This is a genomic window from Rhodococcus sp. SB1D (genome assembly GCF_048573875.1).
In the GTDB taxonomy this organism is placed as follows: domain Bacteria; phylum Actinomycetota; class Actinomycetes; order Mycobacteriales; family Mycobacteriaceae; genus Rhodococcus_F; species Rhodococcus_F qingshengii.
In genome coordinates this window covers 1-25245 of sequence record NZ_JBMAIQ010000008.1, presented here as the reverse complement: position 1 = coordinate 25245, position 25245 = coordinate 1, and the positions used below count along the sequence as shown (strand labels likewise).

Sequence of the window (25245 nt, the reverse complement as noted above, 5' to 3'; positions counted from 1 at the left end):
GTCAGCCGACGTTACCTTCGATTCCGGAAACCTCCTGCTCAACTGCGTTCTTGAGGTTCAGGAGCGTCTTGCGGATGTTGCCGCGCTGAAAGTCGGCGAAGGTTTTTCCTCCGGTGGCAATTTTGTCGAACATGTCGGCGGCGAAGTCCGGCCAGCCGCGCCTGTCGTCGGTCCACGTTTCGGTAACTCGGGTTCCGTCGGGCACCGGCGAGAATCGGTACTGCCAGGTTGCGATAGAGGCGGGGATCCGGGGAGTACCGAGGCCGATCTTGTGAACACGGAATTCGAAGAGCTTCCCGGCCTCGGCAGCGGTGACTGTGCATCGCGTGGTCCACTGCGCGCGCCCACGCTTGTTGTGCCCGTCGAACTCCATGCCCAGGAAAGCGCTTTCGCGGTCTCCCCGCAAGGTTGCGCCTAAGTTCTCGGGACTCCAGGCACCCATACGAGTGGGATCGCTGATGAGCTCGTAGAGGGAAAGCGCGTCGGAGCTGACGACGATGCTGTCGGAGACGGTAAGTTCGCGAGCCATTTCGGTTTCAGGTTCTTTCTGTCGAGCGCGTGTGAGGTGAGTATGACGATCGGTGGTTTCGCGAACAAGATGCGGACGTGGCGGATGAACCGTCGAACTGATCGGCGTTGAACTACAGGTGCGGTTTCAGTTGGATCTTGACCGCGCCTTCCTGCTTCTTCTGGAAGATCTCGTAGGCGTGTGGCGCCTGATCGAGCGGCAGCTGATGGGTGGAAAAGGTGTCGACACCGAGTGGGTCGTCGTCAGTGAGCAGGGGCATGATGTCCTCTACCCACTTCTTGACGTTCGCCTGGCCCATCCTGAGCTGAATCTGCTTGTCGAACATGGTCATCAGCGGCAGCGGATCAACCATTCCGCCGTAGACACCGATCAAAGAAATGGTTCCGCCGCGCCGAACGATGTCGATGGCCGAATAGACAGCGCCAAGGCGATCGATTCCTGCGTTACGCATCGCAGGCGCGGCAAGAGCGTCGGGAAGGAGTCCGACGAACTGCTGCGCGAGCTTTCCGATCGGAGACCCGTGCGCTTCCATACCGACAGCGTCGATCACCGAATCGGTTCCGCGGCCGTTTGTCGCGTCTCTGATGGCATCGCCGATCTTGCTGCCGTAGTCGTCCAGGTTGAGGGTCTCGATACCGCGTTCGGCAAGGCGCGCAAGGCGTTCGGGTACACGGTCCACACCGATTACTCGAAACCCCTTGTGGTGGGCGATACGAGCCGCCATGTCACCGATCGGTCCGAGGCCGAGGATTGTCACGGACCCACCCGGCGGAATGTCGGCGTATTCGACCGACTGCCAAGCGGTGGGGAGCACGTCGGAGAGGTAGACGAATCGCGAATCCGCGGGACCTTCGGGAACTTTGATGTGTGTGAAATGTGCTTGCGGTACTCGGAGGTACTCAGCCTGCCCGCCGGGCACCGAGCCGTAGAGCTCGGAGAAGCCGAACAATGCTGCGCCCGTTCCCTGATCGCGGACCTGCGTCGTCTCGCACTGTGTGTAGAGGCTCGAATCGCACATGAAACAGTTGCCACACGAGATCTGGAACGGAATCACGACGCGGTCACCTATCTCGAGATTCGTGACTTCCGAACCGACTTCTTCGACGATTCCCATCGGTTCATGGCCGAGAATGTCGCCGGCATTCATGAACGCACCCAGAGTCTCGTACAGGTGCAGATCGGATCCGCAGATATTCGTCGTGGTGACCTTGATGATCGCGTCGGTGGGTTCGACGATCTTCGGGTCCGGAACCGTATCGACGCTTACTTTCCGTTTGCCTTGCCAAGTCACTGCGCGCACTGGGATCGACCTCTCATCGTGGAAATGCTGTTCGCAGTCACCTGCCCGAAAGCACTGAAATGCAAACAAAATCGGTGAGGGTTGCGAGAAGTCCTGAGCGCGTTAGATTGAGATGGAGCTGGGTCCCGGTCTCTTTGCACCGGCTCCAGGACTGAGACGACGAGATGATGAGGACGATCGCATGACCGACAAAGACGACAACGACCAGTCGCCCAAGGGTGGGCACCCAGGACCCGTGGACAAGGGCGGCGACGGGGGAATGGCAACGCGAGAACAGGCGCCTGAACTGGTCGAGGAGACCTCCGGCGAGAAGTCTGACGACGAGTAGTTTCCTTTTACTCCGCGTTGGGTAACAACGGGGATAGGCCGCATCGGACCGTCCCGGAATCAATGCGGGCGAGGTTCCTCGAGGTTGAGCAGCCAGCCACGGGAACCGCCTTGAGCAGATCCCTCAACCCTGTTGTCATTCAACCCTGTAACAGCACGTGATCGAATCGGGTCCGCAGTAGTGTCGGGACCCGGAAGTCGTCAAGCGTTCGAACTATCAACTGCTCGGCAACATCCCGGAGTTTCACGTTGGTCTCTTGAGAACGCCACACGAGTATGTCGAAGGCGCGATCGGCCGAAATGCCGTAGATCACCATGAGCATGCCTTTGGCTTGCTCGATTACTCCGCGAGAAGCGGTGATTTCGTTGACCAGCACGTCGACAGACGCTTTCACCGTGCTGTCGAGGGTTTCGGTGACGTCGATGTAGAAGCCTGAGCTGCCGACCACGGCACCCGACTCGTCCACGACGCTGTCGCCGACGACGATTACCGAGTGAGTGTCCCCTGCAGTGTCGATGATGCGGTGGCGGCTGCTGAACGGTCCGCCTGAAGTGCGGATGGCATGCAGTGTCTGGGCAACGTGTCTTCGGTCGTCGGGATGCTTGTGCGAGAGCATCAATTCCGTCGTCGGAGCTACTTGGTCGGGTTCGTATCCGTGAATCCGTGCAACTTCGTCCGACCACTCCCACCGGTCGCCGTTGCGGTGATAGAGAAAGCCGCCCACCCGGTGTGGAGCCCCCGATCCTGACGTTCGCCCCAACCCGTCCTCGTTCACCACACACGCCCCCTCGTTCTCGACCTCGTCCCAACCGGCGTACTCGCCAGTTAGTTATATCGGACAAATCCGGCGGAGGTGGTGTCCGTCCCATATTTCGGAGCATCGTCTGGATCGCTACCGCATGGGTCGGGGAAACCGGCGCTCAGAGTACTTGGCGACGGTCCCACGTCACTCGCGGTTGAAACAGTGTTGCCGCTGTGTCCATTCGATGATCGCCGCCGCGATGGCCGCAGGCTGATCCTCGGGGGCGAGATGTCCTGCGGGACCGCACTGTTCCACCTCGAGATTTGCGATATTCGATCGGCTCCACGTGACTTCGTCAGGTCCGATCATGAGAAGTTCTGCGGGGCCGCTGAAGGTGAGAAGAAGTTTGGGTACGTCAGTGCTTTCTGTGAGCCAATCGCTGTACGCCGCCACACGTGCATTCACGTCACCGGGAGTTCCTTCGATGGGGAAGGATCGTGGCCACTCGAGAAGGGGTCGGCGACTCTCTCGTGACGGATAAGGGGAGCGATAGGCCTCGGCATCGGTTTCGGTCATTTCACCGAGAACCGTTCTGTGAAGCGCTATTTCGAGAAAGAAGTTCTCGTCGAGTACCTTTGTCTCTCCTGTGTCGGAGTCCCTCAGAGCTTCCACCCGTGCCCGTGCCTCTCCCGGGAAGTGTTCGTCCCAGGTCATCGGACGAAGGATCGTTTCGAAGAAGGCCACACCTCGGACGCGATCGGGGTGGCGGGCAGCCCAGTCCAGTGCAAGTGCCCCGCCCCAGTCGTGTCCGACGAGTACGACGTCGTCGAGTTCCATCTGGTCGAACCAGGCGTCGAGGTAGCGGGCGGTGTCGAGGAAGCCGTAGTTGATTGGCGGTTTGCCTGACCGCCCCATTCCGATGAGGTCAGGGGCAAGTGCGCGGCCTAGATTTCCTATCTGCGGCAGGATGTTTCGCCACAAGTGCGAGGATGTGGGGTTTCCGTGGATGAGTACGAAGGGTGTTCCTTCACCGCGCGAGCGGTAGGCCATGGTCGAGTCGAGCACGGGAATTGTGGGCATTGCGACTCCTCAAATAGTTTCCATATACTCTAATTGAGATAGTAGCCATGTATTCTATTTGTATGCAAGATCGAGAAACATGGACGACAGGGTCGCTGGTGTGGCACCTTGGCTTGCGCTGGCGGGCGGGGGTTGACCGAGCGATCGCGCACCTGGGGTTGACTCACGCCCAGTATTCAGTGCTCGCGTCTCTGCATGGTTTGGTGAGTGCGGGGGAGAGGCCGAGTCAGCGAGAACTCTCAGCGCACACTGGATTGCAGCGAATCTACATATCCAAGCTCGTGCGAGCGTTGGAGAAGAGCGGGTTTGTTGTCAGTGAACGCGATAGACGCGATGCGCGAGCCGTTCGCCTCGATCTCAGTGACGAGGGCAAACGAGTCATAGAGCTCGCTAAAGACATTGTCCGCCAATTGGATGTAAAGAATACGGAAGTGCTGACGAAAACCGGAGGGCGGGAACTCGCCGAGCTCCACCGCGCCCTTGACGCGTTACTCGACGCCACCGAAGCAGCAGATGGATAATGCGCCGGTCCGCTTCGTGGCGCAACCGAAGGCGATCGTGTGCGGACCCGGTCCACAGGACGTTCGTTGGAGGACCGACGGAAGCGTCGATCCCCCAACGAGCCCTATTGTCTAGCTGTCGATCGTCACGGTGTCACGTTGATCGGTGTGGCCGATGCGAACTGCAGTGTGCCCGACATTGTTGCCGTGCCAGTGGCTGCGGCGGGGCAGACGGGTCCGGTGCCGGTGCGTGTGTAGTTCACGGTGCCGGTGTTGCTTGCCACGACGCGCTGGTTGGGAATATCGAATGGCAGCGGTCCGACAGTGCTGGCCCCGACGGTGACTGTGCATGTTGATCCGGGCATCGTGACGACTGCGCCTCCTGCAGGAATGACCAGGGATCCCTGAGCCGATCCGGTGTCTGCCGAGACGTTCAATAGCCACGAGCCGGAGGTCGTGACCACAGCGGGTAGGCCGTTAGCCTTGCACCCGGTCAGGCTGGGGGTGCCGATATTGACGTTGACTCCGCCGGTGCCGGTGTTGGAATTACCCGGCGCGGATGGGATGGTCCCGGAGCCCGTCGTACTGGAGCAGGTAAGTGTGATCGTTCCTGTCTTGATACTGAGATTGCTGCTCGAAGCAGTCACGGCTTGACCCGCTGGAGTGACGACGGTCGAAGCCAGAGCGGTGCCGGCTGCGACCGCAATCGCGGCTGCGGCGGCAGCTGTGACGATGGTGGTGCGGCGAACTGCATGGGACATCGATATCTCCTTGTTGTCGGTGATACTTCGTGAGTCGCCGGTGCTTGCTCTACTGCGTCCGCAGGCTGTCGGCGCCGATGTTGAACACATCGCTTGTGGTGGTCAACGAGTTGTGGCCACTCGAAGACGGAACGTTGGCGCGAAGATTGACTGCCCAATTCAATGCGCCGAACAGTCCACATCCAGATGCGCCCGGTACCGCGAACGTCTGGTCGGCGTGCGTCACGTTTCTGACGGCGGCGGTATCCGGAAATCCTGGAACTTCCTCCAGGACACCATTTTCGGACACTCCGAGTTTGAACATGATCGGGTTGCTCGCAGAACCCAGATAGCAGTTGCCGCCCAGCAAGGGGTTGGAGATCTTCAATCTTGCCGGAAGTGTGACACCGAGTTGGAATGCGTCGACTGTTGGCAACGCGACCGGTTCGACTGTTGCCTTGATGGTGGTCAAGCCGCCGGGGAACGGTATACCGAGCCCGAAGATTCCTCCTGGTACCTCGATGGGGCTGGAATAGACGCCTTTGGTGCCGTCAGTGGGAGGAATGAAGATCTGGTCGAACCCGAATTCTGCGTCGGGGTTCTCGCGATAGGCGACACCGCCGGCGATATTCAACGAGCCGGAAGGAATCGGTACTTTGAGCCCGTTGATGTTCATTTCGCCGCCTTTGACGACGACATCGACACAGGTGCTTGTCTCCGGATTGGCTATCGGGCATTTTCCCCAGCCCCCGAACGGCGCATTGGGCAGCGGGGCCGCCGTCGCGGTTGACACCGCCCCGAGAGTGAGGACTCCCGCTGCGACGACGGCGAGCGCGGCTCTGAATCGTATTGTGCGCATGGACAAGTGAACTCCGTTTCGAGGTGGCAATCTGTCGTCGATGACGGTTCTGTGGCAGTGGTTGGATTGCTAGTTGGCACTACGTTCGGCAACGACGGCAGCGGGTTCGGGTGAGCCGTCCGGCTGGGGCCTGAGGCTGTCGGCACCGATGTTGTAGACGTCACTCGTCGTGGCGAGGGAGTTGGACGTGGTGGACGAGGGAAGCCCGGCGCGCCAGTTGACGATTGGATTCAGAACGCCGAACGGGCCACATCCGGAAGCTGTCGGGACCGCGAAGGGCTGTCCGGTGTGCCCGGTGTTTCGAACGACGGCAGTATCCGGGAAACCTGGAACCTCTTCGAGGACACCGTATTCGGTCACATCCAAGTTGAGTTGGACGGGGTTGTTGTCCGAGCCCAGGTAGCATTTGCCGCCGAGGAGAGGGTTCGCGATCTTCAGTTTGACGGGTAGCTTCACACCAAGCTGAAATGCGTCCACGGTGGGGAGTGCAGACGTCGACTCTACGGTGGCTGAAGCCTTGTTCAGTCCGAAGAGATTGTTGAATGGCAGGTCGATTCCGAGTGCGCCCCCGGGGATGTCGATGGGTTTGGCGTAGATCCCCCGACTGTTGTCGTTCGGCGGGATGAATACTTGGTCGAATCCGAATTCAGCCTCTGGATTCTCCCGGTATGCAACTCCGCCTGCGATGCGCATCGCCCCGGCGGGAATGCTGACGGAAAGCTTGCCGATCTTCATGTTTCCGCCGGTGACCGTGACGTCCATACAGGTGCTGGTCTCGGGATTGTCGATCGGACATGAATCCCAACCGCCGAAGGGGATCTCCGCTGCCGGGGCGGCTCCTGCAATGCTTGCTGACAAGCTTCCCACCGCAGCGGCGGTGGCGAACACAGTTGCGGTGGCGAGTGCGCCGAAAAGCCCACGCGACGTCGAACGTCGGGACATGTATTTCTCCTTTGGGTACAACCGACCAGTCGGGATTGTGATGATGAGTGACGGTAGTCACGTGTGACTTGGATGTACAGACAATTTGAAACAATTCCGACAAAAGTATTACTGCGATCGCCTCCGCTACTACTTGCGGCTGTGAGGATTGAAATTTGTTGCAGTGCTCTGTGTCTCGTCATTCACCCGCGAATCGCTGTGAGGTGCTTCGACCCGAAAAGGCGTTCGTCGACGGGAATATCGGACTCCTGTCGAAATCGAGGGGGCAATGTTTTGTCGGAGTCGCCAATGAGGGAAGTCAGGGCGAGTAACTTTGTCGAACAGCGGCTGATCGGTACTCCGGGCAGCTGCCCGAGAGAACGGATCGCCATGACGCTGATGCTGCCGCTCGACTCGATGTTCCTTCTGATGGAGTCACGGGAGCATCCCATGCACGTCGGTGGCCTGTCGCTTTTCGTTCCGCCGGAAGGGGACGACGGCGAATTCGCCAGGTCGCTCTACCGTTCGCTCACCGACGTCGACTCGATTCGGCCCCTCTTCCGTCGCAAGCCGGTGCAGTTCTTGTCGAACTTCGCGCCGGTGCGTTGGACGGAGGACGCAGACGTCGATCTCGAGTATCACGTCCGGTTGCTCGCGCTGCCCAAGCCGGGTCGAGTCCGCGAGTTGCTCGAGCTGACCTCCATGCTCCACGGCACGCTGCTCGATCGGCATCGGCCGCTGTGGGAGGCGTACGTGATCGAAGGTCTCGCCGACGGCCGAGTTGCCGTGTACATGAAGACGCACCACGCGCTCATGGATGGTGTGTCTGCTGTTCAGGCGTGGTACCGCAGCCTCTCGTCGGATCCGCACGATCGACATTCGATGCCTCCGTGGGCGCAACGACCTTCTTCGGGGCGGGTTCGTGCCGGTCGCGGGCTGGACCTGCAGAGGCGGGTGGGCTCCGTGATCGAGACCGTGCAAGATGTGGTCGGGGTCGGCCCTGCGATAGTGAACGCCGCTGCCTCGGCAGTGAAGGACCACGTCGCACCGTTGCCGTTTGCTGCCCCGAAATCGATCTTCAACGTCCCGATCACCGGAGCGAGGCGTGTCGCCGCGCAGTCGTGGCCGATCGAGCGCCTGCGCAAGGTCAGCTGCGTTGCAGACGTGACGCTCAACGATGCGGTGTTGGCAATGTGCGCGGGTGCGCTACGGCGATACCTGATCGAACTGGACGAGTTGCCGGACAAACCGTTGATCGCGATGGTGCCGGTATCCCTTCGCAAAGGCGAAGAGGGTGAGGCTTCCGGCAATGCCGTGGGTGCGGTGTTGTGTGATCTGGCAACCGAATTGGCAGATCCGGCGGCCCGACTTCAGAGAGTTCACGACTCGATGAGTAGCGCCAAGTCCCTGATGTCGGGCCTGACGCCCCTGCAGATCACGGCGCTCAGTGCATTGAACGTCGCGGGTCTCGGGCTGCCGCTGATCCCCGGTTCATCCCGACTGATCACTGGGCGTCCAGTCTTCAATCTGGTGATTTCCAACGTCCCCGGCCCGACAACGACGCGCTATTGGAATGGCGCGAAACTCGAGAGCTGTTACCCGGCATCGATTCCGTTGGACGGGCAGGCGATGAACATCACCGTCATCGGCTACGCGGACACCATGCAGTTCGGGCTCGTCGGCTGCCGCCGCAATGTTCCGCACTTGCAGCGGCTCCTCGGCCATCTCGAGGAATCCTTGAGTGAGCTCGAAGCCGCCGCAGGCTGATCAATTCGACTCGCGCCTTCCGACGTCACGTCCGTTCACGACCAACTGGTGGACGTCCAGTTCTTTGTCGTCGAGGCCGAAGCTGATGATGCGTTCGGGGTGGATACGGATGATCGGTGCGTCGAGACCATGTGCAGCAGCACCAGTAGCATCCAAAGCCTCTGCCCGGCCACGGATTTCGACGCACCTGACCTGCCATGGATCTACGGATGCGATGTCGTCCACGACGAACGCGACCCGACCGTTGTCTGCGACATTGTGAAACTTACGGCTGCCCGTCATGTTGTAACCGCTGATGTCGATCGTGGCTGTATCCGGGTTGTAGTGGAACCCGACCGGACTGACTTGCAGCGTTCCGTTCCGTTGAACCGTCGCGAGGCGACCGAGAGTCTGTGTGGCCAGGTAGTCGAGTTCGATTCGGGTGAATGTCATGAAATCACGCTAGAACCTGAACTGCTGTAGAGGTCAAGATCTCCGAACGTACAACTCATTCCATCTCGTCGAGGGCCTCTTCTGCTTCGTCGACCCGCCACTCGGCCTCGCGAAGTTCCTCCTCGGACTCTCGAACTGCGACGCGGGCAGCCTTCTCGGTGTTCTTGGCGAACTGTCGTTCTTGTTCTGCGTGTTCGAGATCGGCGCGGAGTTCTTCGATGCGACGGTCGAGGTCGGACAGCTTTGACCTGGTATCCTCGAATTGGGCGGTCTCGGCCTTGACCCGTCGTCGGATCTTCTCGACGCCTGCCCTGGCTTCCTTCAATTCTGCTTTCGCCTTGGCTTGTTCGGCCTTGCGATCCGGAGCAGTGGACTTGGCCGGAGCGTGTTCTTCGGTGGGGATCGCAGGGGCGTCTTGTGCAGAATCCTCCTCCACTACAGCAAGTCCCGCCGGCCCGAAACCGCTGTAACTCGCGGCGGTCACGACCCGTCCGAGTCGAACCTGCGCGGCAGTCTCCTCATCGGCCAGGGCGGCATTGAGAGTCTGCGCGACATCGCGCAACGAATCCTCGCCGACGCTCTTTCCCCGCGAAGCGGCGATCTCACCGGATTTGTGGGCGAGACTCCGCACCACCTGCTGCCTCTGTGTCGTCAGCCGTCGCAAGTCCGGGCCCGAGAGATGGCGTTGAGCGTCGCGTAGCGATTCGCCAAGCGCGAGAAGTGCATCCAGATCCTCTGGTGCATCGCGCGAGATGAGATTGACCAACCACCCCACGGTGGTCGGCTTCCGAAGTTTTCCGATCTCTGCGGCCAGTGCGCGGTCGTTGTCGTCCCGGGCAGCCTTCACATGCTTTGTACGCGACTCTACGAACTCGCCGGGGTCGAGGCCGTAGAGTTCGTCGGCGACATCATCGAGGGTCACGTATCAATACTGTCATTCGGCGAATCGTTCGAAGACTGTCTTCCAGTCGTTCTTGATGCTCACCACCGTCCACCCGTTTGCGCGCGAGACGTCGAGTGCGTGCTCGGCCCCGTCCACGTAGTCGAACTCGCGTTCCGGATCGTCATGGAGCACCAGAAGGCGAAGTGCCGGAACGTTCGGGTGTTCGGCGAACTTCAACATAGGTAGGTCACCGTTGCTGTTTCCGGCCGCGATGACAGGTCGTCGGCCGATTCGGTTCCAGATCTGTACGGGCTTGGCCGGCCCGTCGTCGACGACATCGGTTTGGGGCTGACGGAGAATTGTGCCGCTGTGCCCGTCGTCCTTCCACGTCAAGGCCACGCCGCTGCCGATGACGCGATCTCGGGGGATTCCGTAGACCTCCTGGCTGATCGGACGCATGAAGTCACGTCCGCCTCCAGAGACTATGTAGTTCGAGAATCCCTTGGCTGCAAGGTAATCGAGCAACTCCACCATGGGTGCATAGCTGCAGTGCAGATACTCGCGACCGAGAGTGGGGTGCGAAGCAGTGCGCAGGTAGGTATCGGCGTGGGTTTCGAATTCGTCGACCGTGACTTCGGCGAATGCCGCCAGGACACCGGCCGCGAGCACCTTCAGTGCGCTGTCGTCGCCGCGATAGTGCTTCGAGATCACATCGTTCAACCAGGCGTAGTCCTTTTCGAACGCCGCCTGCCACGGTTGACGGTTGCGAAGAGTCGGATCCTGGTTGGTCATCTCGACGAGGCGGCGCAGGATGAAGTCGAGTTGGATCGGCATCGGCTTCTCACACCACAGGGTTCCGTCGTTGTCGAAGACTGCGATCCTGTCTTCCGGTGCGATTTCGTCCGGACTTCCCTCAGTCGTCGCGCGTTCGACGAATCGCCGGACGGCCTGCTTCGGCGGGCCGTCTTGCCAGCTCGGTAGCGGGTCGCAGGTGTCGGAGGTGGAGGCTTCAACGAATTGACTGCTCATGTGGTCCCTGGCTTCCAGTGAGTCGATGACAAATCCGGCACTCTCATACTCGGATCTCCTGCCGAAAATGGCATCGCCCATTTCGGGCGACAGCGGTTCGGTGACCACAATCGGGGTATGCGATTCACCATGCGGCCGTAGAGGCTGGAAATCAGATGACCTACAAGGAGCCAGATCATGGCCAACGCATTCAAAGGCGTCGTCAACCTCGATATTCGCGATTCGATTCCCGACTGGAGCCCGTACGAGCAGCCGAAGGCCGCCGCCGGCACACCGAGTATTCTTTACATCGTTCTCGACGACGTCGGATACGGCGCCTTGGGTTGTTACGGGGGACCGATCGAGACGCCCAACATCGACCGCATCGCGGGCAACGGATTGCGGTACGGGCAGTGGCACACCACAGCGCTGTGCTCCCCGACGCGATCGTGTCTGCTCACCGGGCGAAACCACACGACCAACGGCATGGCCTGCATCAGCGAGTGCGCGGTCGGTTTTCCCGGCGGAAACGGTCACATCCCTCCCGAATGTGCCACGCTCGCCGAGGTTCTGGTCGAGCAGGGATTCAGCACCGCGATGGTCGGCAAGTGGCACCTGTGCGCAGAAGACGAGATGAATCTTGCTTCCACGAAACGGAATTGGCCGGTCGGCCGCGGATTCGAGCGGTTCTACGGCTTTCTCGGCGCCGAGACCAATCAGTGGTATCCCGATCTCGTCCACGACAACCACCCCGTCGAACAGCCGTCGACGCCCGAAGAGGGGTATCACTTCAGCGTCGATATCACCGACAGAGCGCTCGAATACATCGGTGACGTGAAGTCGATAGCTCCGGACCGGCCTGTATTTCTCTACTACGCACCCGGGTGCGCACACGCTCCGCATCACGCGCCCCGCGAATGGGCCGATCGCTACGCAGGCAGGTTCGACGCAGGGTACGAAGCCATGCGGGACGAGATTCTGGCCAGACAGAAGGAAATGGGACTTGTCCCGAAAGACACGACCCTGCCCTCACTCAACCCGATAGGCACTCCTGAGACCCGCACCGGGCCCGACGGCGAACCGTTCCCGCCGCTGGATTTCACCCGCCCCTGGGACACCCTCTCCGCTGACGAGCAGCGACTGTTCTCACGGATGGCGGAGGTATACGCGGGCTTCCTCTCGCACTGTGACGATCAGATCGGACGCCTGCTCGGATACCTCGAAGAAATCGAGCAGCTCGACAACACGATCATCGTGGTGGTCTCCGACAACGGTGCCAGCGGTGAGGGCGGACCCGACGGATCTGTCAACGAGAACAAGATTGCGAACGGTGTACCCGACGACCTAGCCGAGAACCTGGCGAAGCTGGACGAGTTGGGCAGCACCGAGACGTACAACCACTATCCCAACGGGTGGGCGATGGCGTTCAACACGCCCTTCAAGATGTGGAAGCGGTACTCGTTCAACGGTGGAACCTGCGACCCATGCATCATCTCGTGGCCGGAGGGCATCGATGCCCGTGGCGAGATTCGAGATCAGTACCATCACGCCATTGACGTCGTCCCGACTCTGCTCGACTGCGTCGGCGTCGACTTGCCTGACACGGTGAAGGGGTACACCCAGCACCCGATTCAAGGCGTGAGCATGCGGTACAGCTTCGATGCCGGCAACATCCCCACCGCCAAGCACACCCAGTTCTATTCGATGCTCGGAGGACGAGGAATTTGGCATGACGGCTGGAAGGCCGTCACCACGCACCCGACTCTGAGCGGGTGGGGCCATTTCTCGGAAGACACCTGGGAGCTCTACCACACAGAGTTGGACCGAGCCGAGCTCCGGAACCTTGCGGATGAAGAACCCGGCAGGCTGGCAGAGCTGGTGGGGTTGTGGTTCCACGAGGCCGGTGCCAATCAAGCTCTGCCACTGGACGATCGGTCCGGTGTCGAACTTCTCACCACGCCTCGCCCTCAGTTGGCCCCGCCGCGAAACCGGTATGTCTACCGCCCGGGCGGAGCCGAGGTGCCGGAGGCCGTCGCCGTCAACCTTCGTAATCGTTCATTCTCGATCGGGGCAGTTGTCGATTTGGCCGAACCCGGTGCGACCGGTGTGCTTTTCTCGCATGGTGGCAGGTTCGGTGGTCATTCGCTGTACGTCAAGGACAACCGCCTGCATTACGTGTACAACTTCCTCGGCAGTGAACAGCAGAAGATCGATGCCACCGAAGACCTTCCGATCGGCGAAAATATGATCTTGGCAGCAACTTTCGAGAAGGAAGGCGAGGATCCGCCGGGCACTGCGCACGGGGTGCTCGGCCTCTACTACGGCGATCGGAAAGTCGGTGAGGGCAGAATCCGCACTCAGCCAGGCAAGTTCAGCATCGGTGGCGGCGAAGGGCTCAATGCAGGCCGTGACAGCGGGGAGCCCGTAACCGACGACTACCCGGGTACGTCACCTTGGGCGTTCACGGGTGGAACGCTCAACCGGGTGGCCATCGACGTCAGTGGTGAACCGTACGTCGACCTCGAACGCGAAGCAGTGGCGATGCTCTCGCGTGAATGACAGTTCCGAGTGCGTCTAGTTCGAGCCGGGTGGAAGGTATCGCACGGTAGGTACTCCGCCGGGACCGTCCAGGCGAACCTCGGCGTCGACCTGGTAGACCTCGGCTATCAGGTCAGCGGTGAGGACCTCGGTCGGGCTTCCGTGGGCAACGATGGATCCCCGGTTCAGCATCACTATCGAATCGCAGAACATGGCGGCCAGATTCAGATCGTGCAATGCCATGATCGTGGTGGTGGGGAGGCGTCGCACGAGCGCGAGCAATTCGAGTTGATGGTTGATGTCCAGGTGATTGGTCGGCTCGTCGAGTAGCAACTCGTGCGGTTCCTGAGCGAGGGCGCGCGCGATCTGGACGCGTTGGCGCTCCCCGCCGGACAGGGTGTGCCACGACCGGTCCAGCATGCCGGCGAGGTCGGTGTGTTCGATCGCTGCCCGAACGGCGTCGCGATCGGAATCCGACTGCCCACCCCACAGTCCGCGGTGCGGTGTGCGTCCGAGTTCGACTACCTCCGCGACCGTCAGATCGATCTCGGTGTTGCTGTGCTGATCAACGGTCGCGATCCGACGCGCGACGTCGCGGCGTTTCCAGTCGGACAACGGGGTTCGGTCCAGGGTCACGACACCGGACGTCGGACGATTGTGCCCGGCAAGCAGTTTCAGCAGCGTCGATTTCCCCGAACCGTTGGGGCCGAGAAGCCCCACCGTACTTCCGGTTGTAGGCGAGACGTCGAGGTCGTCGACTATGAGCGCCCCGCCGACCCGCCAACTGACGCCGGTAGCTTCGAGTGTCATGGCCTGGCCTTCCGTCTCCAGAGGATGACGGCAAACGCAGGCACACCGACCAGCGCGGTCACCACACCGGCCGGGAGTTCCTGCGGCGCAATGGCTGTGCGTGCCACAGCGTCGACCCAGACAAGGAAGATGGAGCCGATCAGTGCGGACGCGGGCAGGAGTCGGCGGTGGTTCGAACCGACGAGAGCCCGCGCCGCGTGCGGGAGGACCAGGCCCACGAAGCCGATGGCACCTGCGACGCTCACGATCACCGCGGTCATCAAGGCTGTTGCCAACAACAGGGTCACACGCACCCGCCACACGTTCACCCCCAGCGACGACGCCGCGTCCTCGCCGAAGGCAAAGGCGTCGAGTGCGCGGGAGTGAGTCAGACAGACCACGAGGCCGACTGCGACCACCGCAGCGCAGAGTGCGACGTCGAGCCAGTCGGCGCCGCCGAGTGAGCCCAGGAGCCAGAACATCACGCCGCGGGTCTGCTCGGGATCGGCCGAGGTGATGACGATGAACGAGGTGAGCGCGGAGAACAGTTGGGTCGCGGCGACACCGGCCAGGATCACCCGATCCGGCGTGCCGCCGGCCGCATGGGCGAGCAGCAACACAAGGGCGAAGGAGATCACCGCGCCGATGAAGGCGCCGCTCGACAAGCCGATCACTCCCGACCCGACTCCGAGGATCACGATCAGTACGGCACCGGTCGAGGCGCCGGACGAGATACCGAGGACAAACGGATCGGCCAGCGGATTGCGAAGCAGCGACTGCATGATCGCACCGCACAACCCGAGACCGGCACCGCAGAGCGCGGCGAGCAGGGTGCGCGGCAGACGGAGGTCCCACACGATGCCGTCACGGATAGGGGTGACGTCCGCCGCGGTACCGCCGAGATGGCCGACGACAATCGAAGCCACCTCACCGACCGACAGACCGGCCGGCCCCAACGTGATGGCAACGGCGGCTGATCCGGCCAGCGTGACAACACCGATCACCCACAGCAGGGTGACGGTCGTCGGGTTGTCACGCAGCCGAACTCTTGTCGTCATCTCACGCCGTAGACCACGTAGTCGTCGAACAGTTGCCAGACCGTCCCCGACTCCCGAAAACCTGCTTGCGCGAGCGCCGCCAACTGGAAGTCGACGGCTGTGGGCGCGGTGGCGTCACGTCCGGCGAATCTACGCTCACGCTCGTCGGTCAGTGCCCCGATGCCGTGAGTGGCCCGCAGCTCGTCCCACCAGCTGTCCCACTCGGGAGCGCCCGCAGCAAAGGCGGAGCGTTGCGTCTGCTCGTCGTGAGCGTTCGCCCATCGGCTTATGACGGGGGATCGGCCGTCGAAGCGAAAGTGATCACCATTGAGCAGAACGCCGGCAGGGCTCAGCAGTTCGCGGCACTGCCGATACACCTCGACGAGCTGCTGCGGTTGCAACCAGTGCAGCGCGGTTGTCGACACTATCGCCTGAACCGGCGCAGCCACCGAATTCGGCCAATCGGCTCCCGCCAGGTCTGCGTCGATCAGCTGCAGTCGGTCACCGAAACGCGTCGACGACTGGCGGGCGAGCTCCAGCAGCATCGGGTCGTAATCGATCCCCACAACGCTCGCATGCTCGAACTTTTCGAGAATCCGGGCGCTCAGTGAACCCGGCCCGCAGGCCAGGTCGACAACCGTGAACGGGGCGTGCGCGTGCTGCAATTCGAGGACGTCGAGAATCACGTCGAAGCGCTTCTCACGGTCGGCGATGTATGCCGCCTGCTGGTCGTCCCACCGACGCACCAGTTCACAGATCTCCGCGGACATCTAGACCACACCCAACTGGCGCAGCCCGTCGGAGAGCTGTTCGATGCCACCGACATTGCGGATCGAGGGATCCATCGTCGTTCCTTCGAGGATGATGTAACGCTTGTTCTTCACTGCGGTGAGCTTGCTGGCGACCGGGTCCGATTCGAGGAACGCGATCTTGTCTGCGGCACTGTCGCCGTCTCCACCGCGGTCGAGATCTGCGAGCACCAGCACGGTCGGGTCTCGATCGAGGACACTCTCCCAACCGATTTCGGGCCAGTACTGCTTGTTGTCGTCGAAGGCGTTCTTCGCACCCACCGCGTCGGTCATGATTCCCGGTGCACCGCAGCACCCGGCGAAGTACGGAGTCTTCGTGGCTGCGTACCACCACGCCAGCGTCACGTTCTCAGCTCCCAGTGCCGCCGTGGCGGTGGCCGCGCGATCCTTCAAATTCTCGGTGAGGTCGACACCTTTGTCCTTGACATCGAACAGTGTTGCCACGTCGTCGATTTCGTCGTACAAGTCGTCGAGCGTGAGGGCCTTGCTCTGCTCGGCATCCTGACCGGTGCACTCGCTGGGTGACTGATATGTCGCGACACCGAGGTCGGTGAACTTGATCCGGTCGGCGATGCCCTCCGAGGTGAACGTGTAGTTGAACGTCGTGTAGACCATGTCCGGTTCGCGTTCGAGGACACTTTCGAATGACGGGAACTCGGTGTCGAACGCCTGGACCTGACCACGCGCCTCGCGCAGTTCTGGGAGGACATCGTCATCGCTCATGGCGTACCCGGCCATCCGGTCCTGCACTCCCAGTGCGAACAGCATCTCTGCTGCAGGTTGATTTACCGCGATTGCCCGTTCGATCGGTCGCTCCACCGTGACGTCTCGGCCACAGTTCTGGACTGTCACGCGCGATTGTTCGGAAGAGTTGGATTGTCGGGCAGCACTGTCGTCGGAGGAGCAGGCAACCAACGACGCGCTCAACAGGGCAGCGACGGCGGCGGCGGGTAGGCGAAGTCTGGACAGACGCATGGAATCTCGTTCTCGCAGGGGCTCGTTCGCGGAGCCCGTTACCGTGTGAACAGGCGCCTGTTGACCCCTGCTGCCAGCCGGTATTCGGACTCGAGATCGCCCCACCCGAGCGCCTTCCCAGATTCTCATCCAGTGGCGTAAGCCCGGGCGGTCACCCTCACCGCTGCGCGTCAGTTCCGGATTCACACCGGATTCCCTGACCCCCTGTGTGGAGGTCCGCTGGCACAGAGGAACTTATCACCGCAGTGCACCGCCGGTCAGGTCGGCTGGTGTGAGGCAATCAGATCTCGATGGCCAGGTCGTCGATGTCGGTGAGGGTTCCGCCGTCGGCGAGGATGCGCTCGTAGTTCTCGCGTCGACGGAGGTCGATTTCGGTGTTGCTGACGCCCTCCTTCCAATATCCGAATATCGCGACGTCGTTTTTGTCGAGTCCGACGGTCGATCGAAAGTGCTTCCGGATTGCGCGCATCTCGTTGCGTTCACCGGCGCCCCACACGACGTAGCTCGCGGGATTGGCGAGCTCGCGTGCTCGTACCGCCAGTGGGCCGTCGGGCTCGGCCGGATCTGCGCTCACGCGGTGAAGCTCCAGGCCGGGGAGGGCGGGCAGTTCGGCGAAGGCGACCTCGTCATCTGTTGTGACCCAGCCGATTCCGACGACGTCGGTAGGTAACTGCTCGATGATCGAGTGCAATGCGGGTATTGCGGTGCCGTCCAGAAAAAGTGCGATACGTCGACCAGGAACATCAGGGATCAAGAAGTGTGGCCGCGGACCGGTGAGGCCGAAGGTGTCACCGACGGCCAACGTTGCTGCCCACCTCATCATCGGACTGGTCTGTCCGTGCAGGACCACATCGACGACGATCGATCCGCTCGCTGAATCGTAGGAACGCACCGTGTACACGCGCGAAGCGTCGTCGAAGGCCGGCCCGAGATTCATGCGTACGGTCACATTCGGGCGTGACCAGGTCGGATCGTCGGTCGACTCCGTCAAACGAGCCGTGATCCGCAGCAGGTGATCGCTCGGTCGCTCCATCGCTTCGACGATCGCGAGAACGTCGTTGAGTCCGCGATTGTGGTCAGCGGTCCTTAGGACGGTCGTCGGGGGAGTTGTTGTGCGCGAGGCGTCTGCATGTGTCATCGACTGTGCTCCTGGATCGGGTTTTCGGGATGCCGCCAGGTTAGTGCTGCCTAAGTCGAGCGAGTTGTCCAGAAGTGACATCTGATTACCTGAATGATTCGGGTCTCGAAACGACGCGGTTGAGCGAGTGGTGCCGGCGCTGCTACCGTGCCTGTGATGTCCATACGCCGCTGTTCTCTCGCTTCCGGCCGTGCACTGCGCACGGCCCGATTCGGCGTAGCGACTTTCCGACGTGGGCGTAAGGCGATCGACCGCCGCCCGTCCGGTCTTGTCTGGATCGAAAGAGCCTTGGCCGCACCGGCCGGATCCGTCTGACATTCGCCACTTCGGCGAGCATTGCCTCGCCGAGATTTCGCAGTGCCACACCTGTTGCAGTGCTGCGCATTTCCCGTACCTGAAGTTTCTCGCGGGTGAGTTGTGAGTGTCGGCGCCACCGAGCCTGGAATGCCAGCCAACTCGTTTTCGTGAAAGGTACACAGCAATGAATCGTTTCGAAGGTCGTCGTATTCTCGTCACCGGCGCAGGATCTGGAATCGGGCAGGCCACCGCGCTGCGGTTGCTCGCCGAAGGTGGCCGCGTGGTCGCTGCCGACATCTCCGAGCAGGGTTTGGCGAACACCCGGAAATCGGCAGAACATGCTTCGACGGAGGATCGCCTCGACACCGTCGTCGTCGATATCGTTGACGAGAGTTCCGTCATCAAGGTTGTGGGTCAGGCGATTTCGACTCTCGGGGGATTGGACGTACTGGTCAACGCCGCCGGGATACTGCGTGGTGGGCACACCCACGAGACCTCGCTGGACCTGTGGAATCAGGTGCTCTCCGTGAATTTGACGGGCACTTTCCTCGTCACCCGCCAGGCACTGCCGGCTCTCCTCGCCACCGCCAACGCAGTCGTGGTGAATTTCAGTTCCACCTCCGCGGCCTTCGCGCACCCGTACATGGCCGCGTACGCCGCAAGTAAGGGAGGAATCCAGTCCTTCACTCACGCACTGGCTCTCGAATACGGCAAGCAGGGTCTGCGTGCCGTCGCGGTGGCTCCGGGCAGTGTGAAGAGCGGGATCACCGACACTACGGCGTCGTACTTGCCGGAAGACACCGACTGGTCGCTCTTCGGCAAGTTGTCACCGATTCTGAGCACTGATCTGGAGTCCGGTGGTGCCCCCATGGCCGGGCCGGAAAGTGTTGCGGGAGTTATCGCGATGTTGGCATCCGACGATGGTGCCTTCATCACGGGCACGGAGATCCGTGTCGACGGCGGCACACACGCCTGATTCTGAGTCCGTCTGACGGCCCGCACAGGCAGGCCGTCAGACGCGAGCCGTCATTCTTGCGAGCGAGTGATGGCGGGGACGACGTAGGACTGATCGAGCACGGCGGGCGAAGGTTCGTACATTCTCAGTACCGGTCGGAAATCCCCGCGCGGTGCGGGCAGCCAGTTTGCCTTCGCCGTGGGATCTTTCGGCTCCTCGTGGCTGATCGTGATCGTCAACGCACCGTCGGCGTCGTGGACGATTCCTGGAGTGCGGTCGCCGATCGAGTATCGGTCGACGGGGTTCGCCACGAGGAAGAAGTCCGGCACCGAGTACATCGTCAGCGACCAGAAGGCGCTCACCGGCGGAGTGGGGTCGAGTCTTATTGTGTAGGTGTGGGTTCCGTTCAACTGCTCGCCCTGATCGTCGACGTAGGTCATGATGTACGCCGCTTCGTAAGGGTGGTTGCCCCACAGCCCGCCCTTGGCAGCCGCGGCGCGTTCGACGATGCGCAACTTGGGATCGGCGATCTTGAATTGTGAATCGTCGATTGTGCCGACCTCGAAGTAGTCGAGGTTGTAGTCGAAGGCGTGGAATGTGAGCTTCCATCCGTTGACTTCGGGGCTGGAGCCTTTCGTGAGGGCCTCGAGCAGGTTCTTCTCACCGATCGTCAATCCGTCAGCCAACGCGGCTGCCTCGTCGGCAGACAGCGATACGTAGGGAGAGGCCCCGTGCTCGGTGATTCCGATCAGGGAGAAGGAATCCTGGAGTTCTCGATCTCGCGGGGCCGGCGGAAACGCCTGTGACCAGATGCGGAGTTTCTCGAGGAACAGGAGGTCCTGGCTTACCCCGGGTTCGGGCACTGGGAGACCCGCCGAGTTTCCGGTGGAGTCGACGACGGTCAGCGTGGTGGCGTCCTGCAAGGCGTGCACCGCAGGGAGGTCGTCGTCGCCACCGCATGCCCACCGGCCCACGATCGACGCAATGTTCGTGGGAAATCTGATCACCGTGGTCTGGTCCGCCGGGGTTCCCGTCCAGGTGGGTGGGACGAGAAGGAAGTCTCCGCTCTTCGTGCCGGTGGCCCGATGCCCGACGTAAGCGAAATTGTTTGTCCAGGCGTCCACGAACTGGAGGACGTAGTAACGGCCATCGGTATCGGGGACGTGCAGCGCAACGGGGCCGACAGAGAGATCGATCTGCGCCATGGAATACACGGTGTCGTTGTTGATCGTGACGAAAGTGTCTGCCGGCCCGGCCAGTGTTCGGGCGTGGCTGAAGGTGTTGAAAGGTGCGGCGGGGTTCGCTCCGACACCGTTGTGAACATACCGATGGACCTGGTCGAGATTGAAAACGAGGGGAAATCCGTAGATATACGCCTGAGCTGCAAGCTCGGTGCGACTGGTGTCTGTCATCTCTGCCCTCTCGTCGTGCACGTCGGTTCGAAGTCCACCCTGCGGGAACCCTGCCGTCGGGGCATCACCCGCCGAGGGTGACGACGGTAGAGGGAGAAGACATGTCGGATCAGGAGAGTGCGGCATTGGTCGCTGTCGCAGACGAGTGGAACGTCGCGATGTGCTCGAACGACGCCGAACGGATCGGCGATTTCATGGCAGACGACTGGGTGATCGTCTCGGAATCCGGAGTGTCGACCAAAGCGGAGTTCCTGGGTTTCGTGGCCTCGGGCGACCTGACTCATTCGACGATGGACCGCGTCGGGAGCGCTCGCGTGCGTTTCTTCGGTGACGTCGCACTGTTCACCACGCGGATCGTCAATACCGCGCACTACGGCGGCAGACAATACGACGCCGACGAGTGGACCACCGACGTGTTCGCGCGGCGAGACGGTCGTTGGTGCTGCGTGTTGAGCCACATCACGCCGGCGGTCGAGGCGAAGATCGAGGACGTGGAACTATGACGTAGAGATAAGAGAAAGGCTGATGTTTTAACGGTGACACTATTGGGTAGTAATACGAGTTTCGCATTTATGAATGTATTTATCGGATTTATCGATTGTGAAGTTTCTGTAGTAGCGTCAGTTGAGTAGATCATTTTGATACGCATACCGGATGAGGTTCTCACATGATTGTTCTCGGCATTATTCTGGCGTTGATCGGCTTTTTCACGGGGTTGAGCATTCTGACCACCGTCGGCATCATCTTGGTCGTCGTAGGTGCAGTTTTGTCCATCCTCGGTGCTACCGGGCGCGCAGTGGGCGGACGAAAAGTCTGGTATTGATCAATACTGCGCGAGTAGCTGAGAAGGCGGTACCCGATCTCTTCGGAGATCGGGTACCGCTTTTTGTGCTCCAACTGGTTTTCGGTCTCTCTACCCCAAATTATCGATCTGAGCGGCATCGGGTAAACATGAAGGATGCTTTCTCGAGACCATGACGAAGAGAAATCTGCCGAGCGATTCAGATTCCCTCGCAGATGGAATCAGGTTGACGAATCGCGCCGCGGTTTGGTGTTGGCGTGGGTGGCCTTCACGTTGACGTTCGGCGGAGCACGTCTGGTGACCTGGTTGATCCAGATCGATACCAGGGATGTCGGCGACATCAGCGCCGGTGGCACTCATCTGCATCACTACCTGTGGGGAATTCTCCTGTTGGCGGGAGTAGCGATCTTCGGACTCGTCGACCGAAGTCCTCGCGCAAGAACCTGGATGGGCATCGCCTTGGGTATTGCGCTCGGACTCATTGTCGACGAAGCCGCACTACTGATCACTCTCGACGACGTCTACTGGCAGAGCGACGGTTGGCCGAGCATCGCCATCGCCGTGTCGATCATCGGTGTTGTGGGAACCGGGCTCGCGCTGACACGGAGCGGAGCGGAGAAGCCTCGAGGTTGATCCGACTGCGGCACGGGTACTCACCCTCGAGCCGGGAAGTCGCGCGGATCGTGAGGTGGCTTGGATGGATCCCAGTTCCGCGGACACATCACCGGATTCCGAAAGCGAAGTTCAACCGATAGATCCGATGGCGGAAGCCGAACGTGAAGCCGCAGCATTGGCGACGCCCGTCCGGCCGCTGGGCGAACCCGGACCGAGATTCGATCGTCGTTCACCGTTCTTCATCGGACTGAGCGCCGCGGCCGGAGTTGCCGTGACGTACGCGGTGATCGAGGTGCTGCTTGCGGCGCGGGGCATGTTGATCCTGATCGTGGTCGCATTGTTTCTCGCGGTGGGCATCGAACCGATGATCGTCTGGCTGGAGCGGAGACATTTCCGGCGCTGGATCGCGGTCACCGTGGTACTCCTCGGAATTGCGGTGATGCTCGCGCTGTTTCTCGTTGCTGCGATCACTCCGCTGGTCGAGCAGGGACGTCAGTTCGCATCACACGCTCCCGAACTTCTGACACACATTCGTGACCGGTATCCGATCGTCAGCGACCTCGACGAGAAGTATCACCTCGAGGAGCACCTCACCACCCAACTGGACGGTTCGGGGTCTGCGCTCGCGACGGGTTTGCTCGGAGCGGGGCGGGCGGTGTTCAGCGCAGTCGCCGACGCTGGAATCGTTGCTGTACTGACGACGTACTTCTTGATCGACTACCCACGAATCCGCACGAATCTGTATCGGCTGGTGCCACATTCGCGGCGGCCACGAGCAATCGCCATCGGTGATCAGATACTGGCAGGTGTGGGTGGATACGTCCTCGGCAATGTTCTGATCTCCGTGATCACCGCAGTGTGCACCTTCGCGTGGTTGTTGATCTTCGACGTGCCGTATCCGTTGATCCTGGCGCTGCTGGTCGCTCTGCTCGATCTGATCCCGATAGTCGGTTCCACGATCGCAGGGGTTGTCGTCGCCCTGGTCTCCTTGACAGTCTCTGTCCCAACGGCATTGGCGACAGTTGCATTCTTCATCGCGTTACGTCTGCTCGAGGACTACCTGCTCGTTCCGAAGATCATCGGGAAGACGGTAGCGGTCCCGGCGTTGGTGACTGTGGTCGCGGTCCTGTTGGGCGGAGCGTTGCTCGGTATTGTCGGTGCGTTGCTGGCGGTTCCGGTCGCTGCGGCCTTGCTGCTGCTTGCAAGGGAGACGCTCTTCCCGCGCCTCGACGCTTCTTGACCGGCTTCTATCGGACGCTTCGCGCGCGACGCCGAGAACCAGGATTCGGCTTGGGGCACATCCGAGTCGGGATGGTTTCTCCCTCGGCGGTGATACGGAATACCGAGACTTTCTCGCTACAACCGTGATTCAGATCGACCGCGTATGCGATTGCGGCGCGATCCGAGACGAAATCTTCCATCACCGTTGTACCGTCCGGTAGTTCGATTCTGTAGTTTTCCATGACTTACACAACCTTCTTTCGCTAAGACGATCCTACCCGGCTCGAGAAGTGGCAAACCCGTGGAACACAACGTGCGACAGTCGTCTTCGTGCCTCGCCGGTGCAATGTTTCGATACCTCGCCTGCTGGGTAGTGAGAGTCGGTCAGCCGCTCAGGCGGTACGTATCGAACCACGGAGGATCCGCGCAATGAGCGCAGTATCGAAAGCGATGTACAAGCCACTCTCACTGGCGACCAGCGTCCTGGGCGGCATCTTGGCCGGCGCTGTCTTCCAGCAGGTGTGGAAGCGCATCGGTGACGACAAGAATGCGCCCGAGCCCAAAGACTTGAGCAGGTCGAGCAAGGAAGTCCTGATCGCCGCAGCCCTGCAGGGAGCCATCTTCGCTGTTGTGCGAGCCGCAGTGGATCGTGCGGGGGCAAAGGGCTACCGGGCCCTTGCTCATGAAGATCCTCGGTAGGAACGCCCGGTTCGGTTCGAGTTCAGTCGACGACGGCCGCGATTGCCTCGATCTCGACCAGTTGATCGTCGTAACCGAGAACGGTCACACCCATCAGAGTGCTCGGGGCGTCGTGATCACCGAACGCGTCGCGGACTACCTCCCACGCCGCAACCAGGTCGGCTTGATTGCTCGACGCCACCAGAACGCGGGTGTTGATCACGTCGGTGATGGACGCGCCCGCGTCCGAGAGAGCTGTTCTCAGGTTGTCGACGGCCTTGGCTGCCTGTCCTGCGTAGTCGCCGATGGCGGCAGTAGAGCCGTCCGCGTTCAGAGGACAAGATCCGGCCAGGAAGATCAGTCGGGCCTCGGCGGGAGCCGTTGCTGCATAGGCATATTCAGCCACCGAAGAGAGTGACGTGGAACGGATCAGAGTTACCGACTTCGACATTATTTCCCCAAGGAATAGTAAAGTTTTGCAGCGAGTCTTTCACAGCACGCCAGGGGTTGCCAATTCATCGTCGGACCCATCCATTCAGTCGGCAGCTACGAATGACTGCCAATGAGCCGAGAAGAAGAGCACACAGCACCTGTCGACGAGTGGCTGACGACCAAACAGGTTGCAGCACTGTTCCACGTCGACAGGACCACGGTGTCCAGATGGGCGAGGGAGGGCAAAGTCGGCACTCTGAGAACCCTTGGCGGGCATCGGAGGTACCGGCGATCGGAGATCGAGACGTTGCTGCGTAACCGCTCGACGACGCTCGATCACCAATAACCTCCGGCACGAAACAGACAGGTCGCCGAGCATGATGAGGGCTCGGCGACCTGTCTGGTCAGCAGGAAGTAATCAGGCCTTGGGGACGCGGACGATGAGTGCGTTGCCTTGT

At 61.1% G+C, this 25245-nt stretch carries 30 protein-coding genes and 1 riboswitch; of the genes, 12 read left to right on the top strand and 18 right to left on the bottom strand.

Annotated elements, in window-relative coordinates:
• Position 1: 1 nt before the first annotated feature.
• A complete protein-coding gene (locus ACN50D_RS18410) occupies positions 2 to 529 on the bottom strand; it encodes an SRPBCC family protein (protein ID WP_136471554.1) in 528 nt (175 codons plus the stop codon).
• A gap of 112 nt (positions 530 to 641) precedes the next feature.
• The gene (locus ACN50D_RS18405) at positions 642 to 1829 is read right to left on the bottom strand and encodes a zinc-dependent alcohol dehydrogenase (protein ID WP_042452468.1); all 1188 of its coding nucleotides are present in this window, start codon (positions 1827 to 1829) and stop codon (positions 642 to 644) included.
• 181 nt (positions 1830 to 2010) lie between these two features.
• Here ACN50D_RS18405 and ACN50D_RS18400 point away from each other — a divergent pair, with 181 nt between their 5' ends.
• Positions 2011 to 2157: a hypothetical protein gene (locus ACN50D_RS18400; protein ID WP_164490549.1), complete on the top strand. Its 147-nt coding sequence runs from the start codon at positions 2011 to 2013 to the stop codon at positions 2155 to 2157.
• Positions 2158 to 2296: 139 nt separating this feature from the next.
• On the opposite strand, the gene ACN50D_RS18395 is transcribed toward ACN50D_RS18400, so the two are convergent.
• Both ACN50D_RS18395 and ACN50D_RS18390 read right to left on the bottom strand, forming a co-directional pair.
• A complete protein-coding gene (locus ACN50D_RS18395) occupies positions 2297 to 2935 on the bottom strand; it encodes a PAS and ANTAR domain-containing protein (protein WP_037132380.1) in 639 nt (212 codons plus the stop codon).
• Positions 2936 to 3103: 168 nt separating this feature from the next.
• Entirely contained in the window at positions 3104 to 3979 is an 876-nt protein-coding gene (locus ACN50D_RS18390) for a haloalkane dehalogenase (protein ID WP_058228149.1), read from the bottom strand.
• Positions 3980 to 4026: 47 nt separating this feature from the next.
• Between ACN50D_RS18390 and ACN50D_RS18385 the strand changes: the two genes are divergently transcribed.
• Positions 4027 to 4500: a MarR family winged helix-turn-helix transcriptional regulator gene (locus tag ACN50D_RS18385; protein ID WP_412778664.1), complete on the top strand. Its 474-nt coding sequence runs from the start codon at positions 4027 to 4029 to the stop codon at positions 4498 to 4500.
• A gap of 125 nt (positions 4501 to 4625) precedes the next feature.
• On the opposite strand, the gene ACN50D_RS18380 is transcribed toward ACN50D_RS18385, so the two are convergent.
• From ACN50D_RS18380 to ACN50D_RS18370, 3 genes are all read right to left on the bottom strand, one after another.
• Positions 4626 to 5240, bottom strand: coding sequence for a hypothetical protein (locus ACN50D_RS18380; RefSeq protein ID WP_003945583.1), 615 nt, complete (start codon positions 5238 to 5240; stop codon positions 4626 to 4628).
• Positions 5241 to 5289: 49 nt separating this feature from the next.
• Complete coding sequence (locus tag ACN50D_RS18375; protein ID WP_021333197.1) at positions 5290 to 6078, bottom strand: hypothetical protein; 789 nt, start codon at positions 6076 to 6078, stop codon at positions 5290 to 5292.
• 69 nt (positions 6079 to 6147) lie between these two features.
• Positions 6148 to 7020, bottom strand: a complete 873-nt coding sequence (locus tag ACN50D_RS18370; RefSeq protein ID WP_211921607.1) for a hypothetical protein — start codon at positions 7018 to 7020, stop codon at positions 6148 to 6150.
• Between the two features lie 369 nt (positions 7021 to 7389).
• Here ACN50D_RS18370 and ACN50D_RS18365 point away from each other — a divergent pair, with 369 nt between their 5' ends.
• The gene (locus ACN50D_RS18365) at positions 7390 to 8766 is read left to right on the top strand and encodes a WS/DGAT/MGAT family O-acyltransferase (RefSeq protein ID WP_003945789.1); all 1377 of its coding nucleotides are present in this window, start codon (positions 7390 to 7392) and stop codon (positions 8764 to 8766) included.
• Here the strand turns inward: ACN50D_RS18365 and ACN50D_RS18360 are convergent, their stop codons facing one another.
• Genes ACN50D_RS18360 through ACN50D_RS18350 form a run of 3 tightly spaced genes read right to left on the bottom strand, consistent with a single transcriptional unit; the run spans position 8767 to position 11110 of the window.
• Positions 8767 to 9198, bottom strand: coding sequence for a PPOX class F420-dependent oxidoreductase (locus ACN50D_RS18360; RefSeq protein ID WP_065456058.1), 432 nt, complete (start codon positions 9196 to 9198; stop codon positions 8767 to 8769).
• A gap of 55 nt (positions 9199 to 9253) precedes the next feature.
• Complete coding sequence (locus tag ACN50D_RS18355; protein WP_211921609.1) at positions 9254 to 10120, bottom strand: hypothetical protein; 867 nt, start codon at positions 10118 to 10120, stop codon at positions 9254 to 9256.
• A gap of 12 nt (positions 10121 to 10132) precedes the next feature.
• The gene (locus ACN50D_RS18350) at positions 10133 to 11110 is read right to left on the bottom strand and encodes an HAD family hydrolase (RefSeq protein WP_208689817.1); all 978 of its coding nucleotides are present in this window, start codon (positions 11108 to 11110) and stop codon (positions 10133 to 10135) included.
• Between the two features lie 177 nt (positions 11111 to 11287).
• Between ACN50D_RS18350 and ACN50D_RS18345 the strand changes: the two genes are divergently transcribed.
• Positions 11288 to 13648: an arylsulfatase gene (locus tag ACN50D_RS18345; protein WP_208689816.1), complete on the top strand. Its 2361-nt coding sequence runs from the start codon at positions 11288 to 11290 to the stop codon at positions 13646 to 13648.
• Positions 13649 to 13663: 15 nt separating this feature from the next.
• On the opposite strand, the gene ACN50D_RS18340 is transcribed toward ACN50D_RS18345, so the two are convergent.
• The 5 genes from ACN50D_RS18340 to ACN50D_RS18320 all read right to left on the bottom strand — a co-directional run bounded on the left by ACN50D_RS18340 (position 13664) and on the right by ACN50D_RS18320 (position 18375).
• Positions 13664 to 14437 carry an ABC transporter ATP-binding protein gene (locus ACN50D_RS18340; protein ID WP_054827307.1) on the bottom strand — a complete coding sequence of 258 codons (774 nt, stop codon included), beginning with the start codon at positions 14435 to 14437 and terminating at the stop codon, positions 13664 to 13666.
• A complete protein-coding gene (locus ACN50D_RS18335) occupies positions 14434 to 15474 on the bottom strand; it encodes a FecCD family ABC transporter permease (protein ID WP_007734694.1) in 1041 nt (346 codons plus the stop codon). Before ACN50D_RS18335 ends, ACN50D_RS18340 begins: the two co-directional genes overlap by 4 nt.
• Complete coding sequence (locus ACN50D_RS18330) at positions 15471 to 16223, bottom strand: class I SAM-dependent methyltransferase (RefSeq protein ID WP_054827306.1); 753 nt, start codon at positions 16221 to 16223, stop codon at positions 15471 to 15473. The genes ACN50D_RS18335 and ACN50D_RS18330 overlap by 4 nt, the downstream gene beginning before the upstream one ends.
• Complete coding sequence (locus tag ACN50D_RS18325) at positions 16224 to 17237, bottom strand: ABC transporter substrate-binding protein (RefSeq protein WP_054827305.1); 1014 nt, start codon at positions 17235 to 17237, stop codon at positions 16224 to 16226.
• 57 nt (positions 17238 to 17294) lie between these two features.
• Positions 17295 to 17476, bottom strand: a riboswitch (cobalamin riboswitch).
• Positions 17477 to 17517: 41 nt separating this feature from the next.
• A complete protein-coding gene (locus tag ACN50D_RS18320; protein ID WP_054827324.1) occupies positions 17518 to 18375 on the bottom strand; it encodes a siderophore-interacting protein in 858 nt (285 codons plus the stop codon).
• A 156-nt stretch (positions 18376 to 18531) separates the two neighbouring features.
• Between ACN50D_RS18320 and ACN50D_RS18315 the strand changes: the two genes are divergently transcribed.
• A complete protein-coding gene (locus ACN50D_RS18315) occupies positions 18532 to 18690 on the top strand; it encodes a hypothetical protein (protein WP_155419158.1) in 159 nt (52 codons plus the stop codon).
• Between the two features lie 166 nt (positions 18691 to 18856).
• Positions 18857 to 19648, top strand: a complete 792-nt coding sequence (locus ACN50D_RS18310) for an SDR family NAD(P)-dependent oxidoreductase (RefSeq protein ID WP_054827304.1) — start codon at positions 18857 to 18859, stop codon at positions 19646 to 19648.
• Between the two features lie 50 nt (positions 19649 to 19698).
• Here the strand turns inward: ACN50D_RS18310 and ACN50D_RS18305 are convergent, their stop codons facing one another.
• Positions 19699 to 21039 (bottom strand): DUF1254 domain-containing protein, encoded by a 1341-nt coding sequence (locus ACN50D_RS18305; protein ID WP_054827303.1) that lies wholly within the window; start codon positions 21037 to 21039, stop codon positions 19699 to 19701.
• Between the two features lie 101 nt (positions 21040 to 21140).
• Between ACN50D_RS18305 and ACN50D_RS18300 the strand changes: the two genes are divergently transcribed.
• The 4 genes from ACN50D_RS18300 (at position 21141) to ACN50D_RS18285 (ending at position 23696) form a co-directional block, all read left to right on the top strand.
• Complete coding sequence (locus ACN50D_RS18300) at positions 21141 to 21542, top strand: nuclear transport factor 2 family protein (RefSeq protein WP_054827323.1); 402 nt, start codon at positions 21141 to 21143, stop codon at positions 21540 to 21542.
• Between the two features lie 164 nt (positions 21543 to 21706).
• A complete protein-coding gene (locus ACN50D_RS18295) occupies positions 21707 to 21862 on the top strand; it encodes a DUF6131 family protein (RefSeq protein WP_003945564.1) in 156 nt (51 codons plus the stop codon).
• Between the two features lie 135 nt (positions 21863 to 21997).
• Positions 21998 to 22474, top strand: a complete 477-nt coding sequence (locus ACN50D_RS18290; protein WP_003945539.1) for a hypothetical protein — start codon at positions 21998 to 22000, stop codon at positions 22472 to 22474.
• Between the two features lie 64 nt (positions 22475 to 22538).
• On the top strand, positions 22539 to 23696 hold the full coding sequence (locus ACN50D_RS18285) for an AI-2E family transporter (protein WP_211921611.1): 1158 nt from the start codon (positions 22539 to 22541) through the stop codon (positions 23694 to 23696).
• 7 nt (positions 23697 to 23703) lie between these two features.
• Here ACN50D_RS18285 and ACN50D_RS18280 read toward each other — a convergent pair whose 3' ends face one another.
• Positions 23704 to 23919: a hypothetical protein gene (locus tag ACN50D_RS18280; RefSeq protein ID WP_003945874.1), complete on the bottom strand. Its 216-nt coding sequence runs from the start codon at positions 23917 to 23919 to the stop codon at positions 23704 to 23706.
• Positions 23920 to 24106: 187 nt separating this feature from the next.
• Here ACN50D_RS18280 and ACN50D_RS18275 point away from each other — a divergent pair, with 187 nt between their 5' ends.
• The gene (locus tag ACN50D_RS18275) at positions 24107 to 24376 is read left to right on the top strand and encodes a DUF4235 domain-containing protein (protein ID WP_003945929.1); all 270 of its coding nucleotides are present in this window, start codon (positions 24107 to 24109) and stop codon (positions 24374 to 24376) included.
• A gap of 22 nt (positions 24377 to 24398) precedes the next feature.
• On the opposite strand, the gene ACN50D_RS18270 is transcribed toward ACN50D_RS18275, so the two are convergent.
• The gene (locus tag ACN50D_RS18270) at positions 24399 to 24806 is read right to left on the bottom strand and encodes a RidA family protein (protein ID WP_003945735.1); all 408 of its coding nucleotides are present in this window, start codon (positions 24804 to 24806) and stop codon (positions 24399 to 24401) included.
• Positions 24807 to 24917: 111 nt separating this feature from the next.
• Here ACN50D_RS18270 and ACN50D_RS18265 point away from each other — a divergent pair, with 111 nt between their 5' ends.
• A complete protein-coding gene (locus tag ACN50D_RS18265) occupies positions 24918 to 25133 on the top strand; it encodes a BldC family transcriptional regulator (RefSeq protein ID WP_003945782.1) in 216 nt (71 codons plus the stop codon).
• The last annotated feature ends 112 nt before the right edge of the window (positions 25134 to 25245 follow it).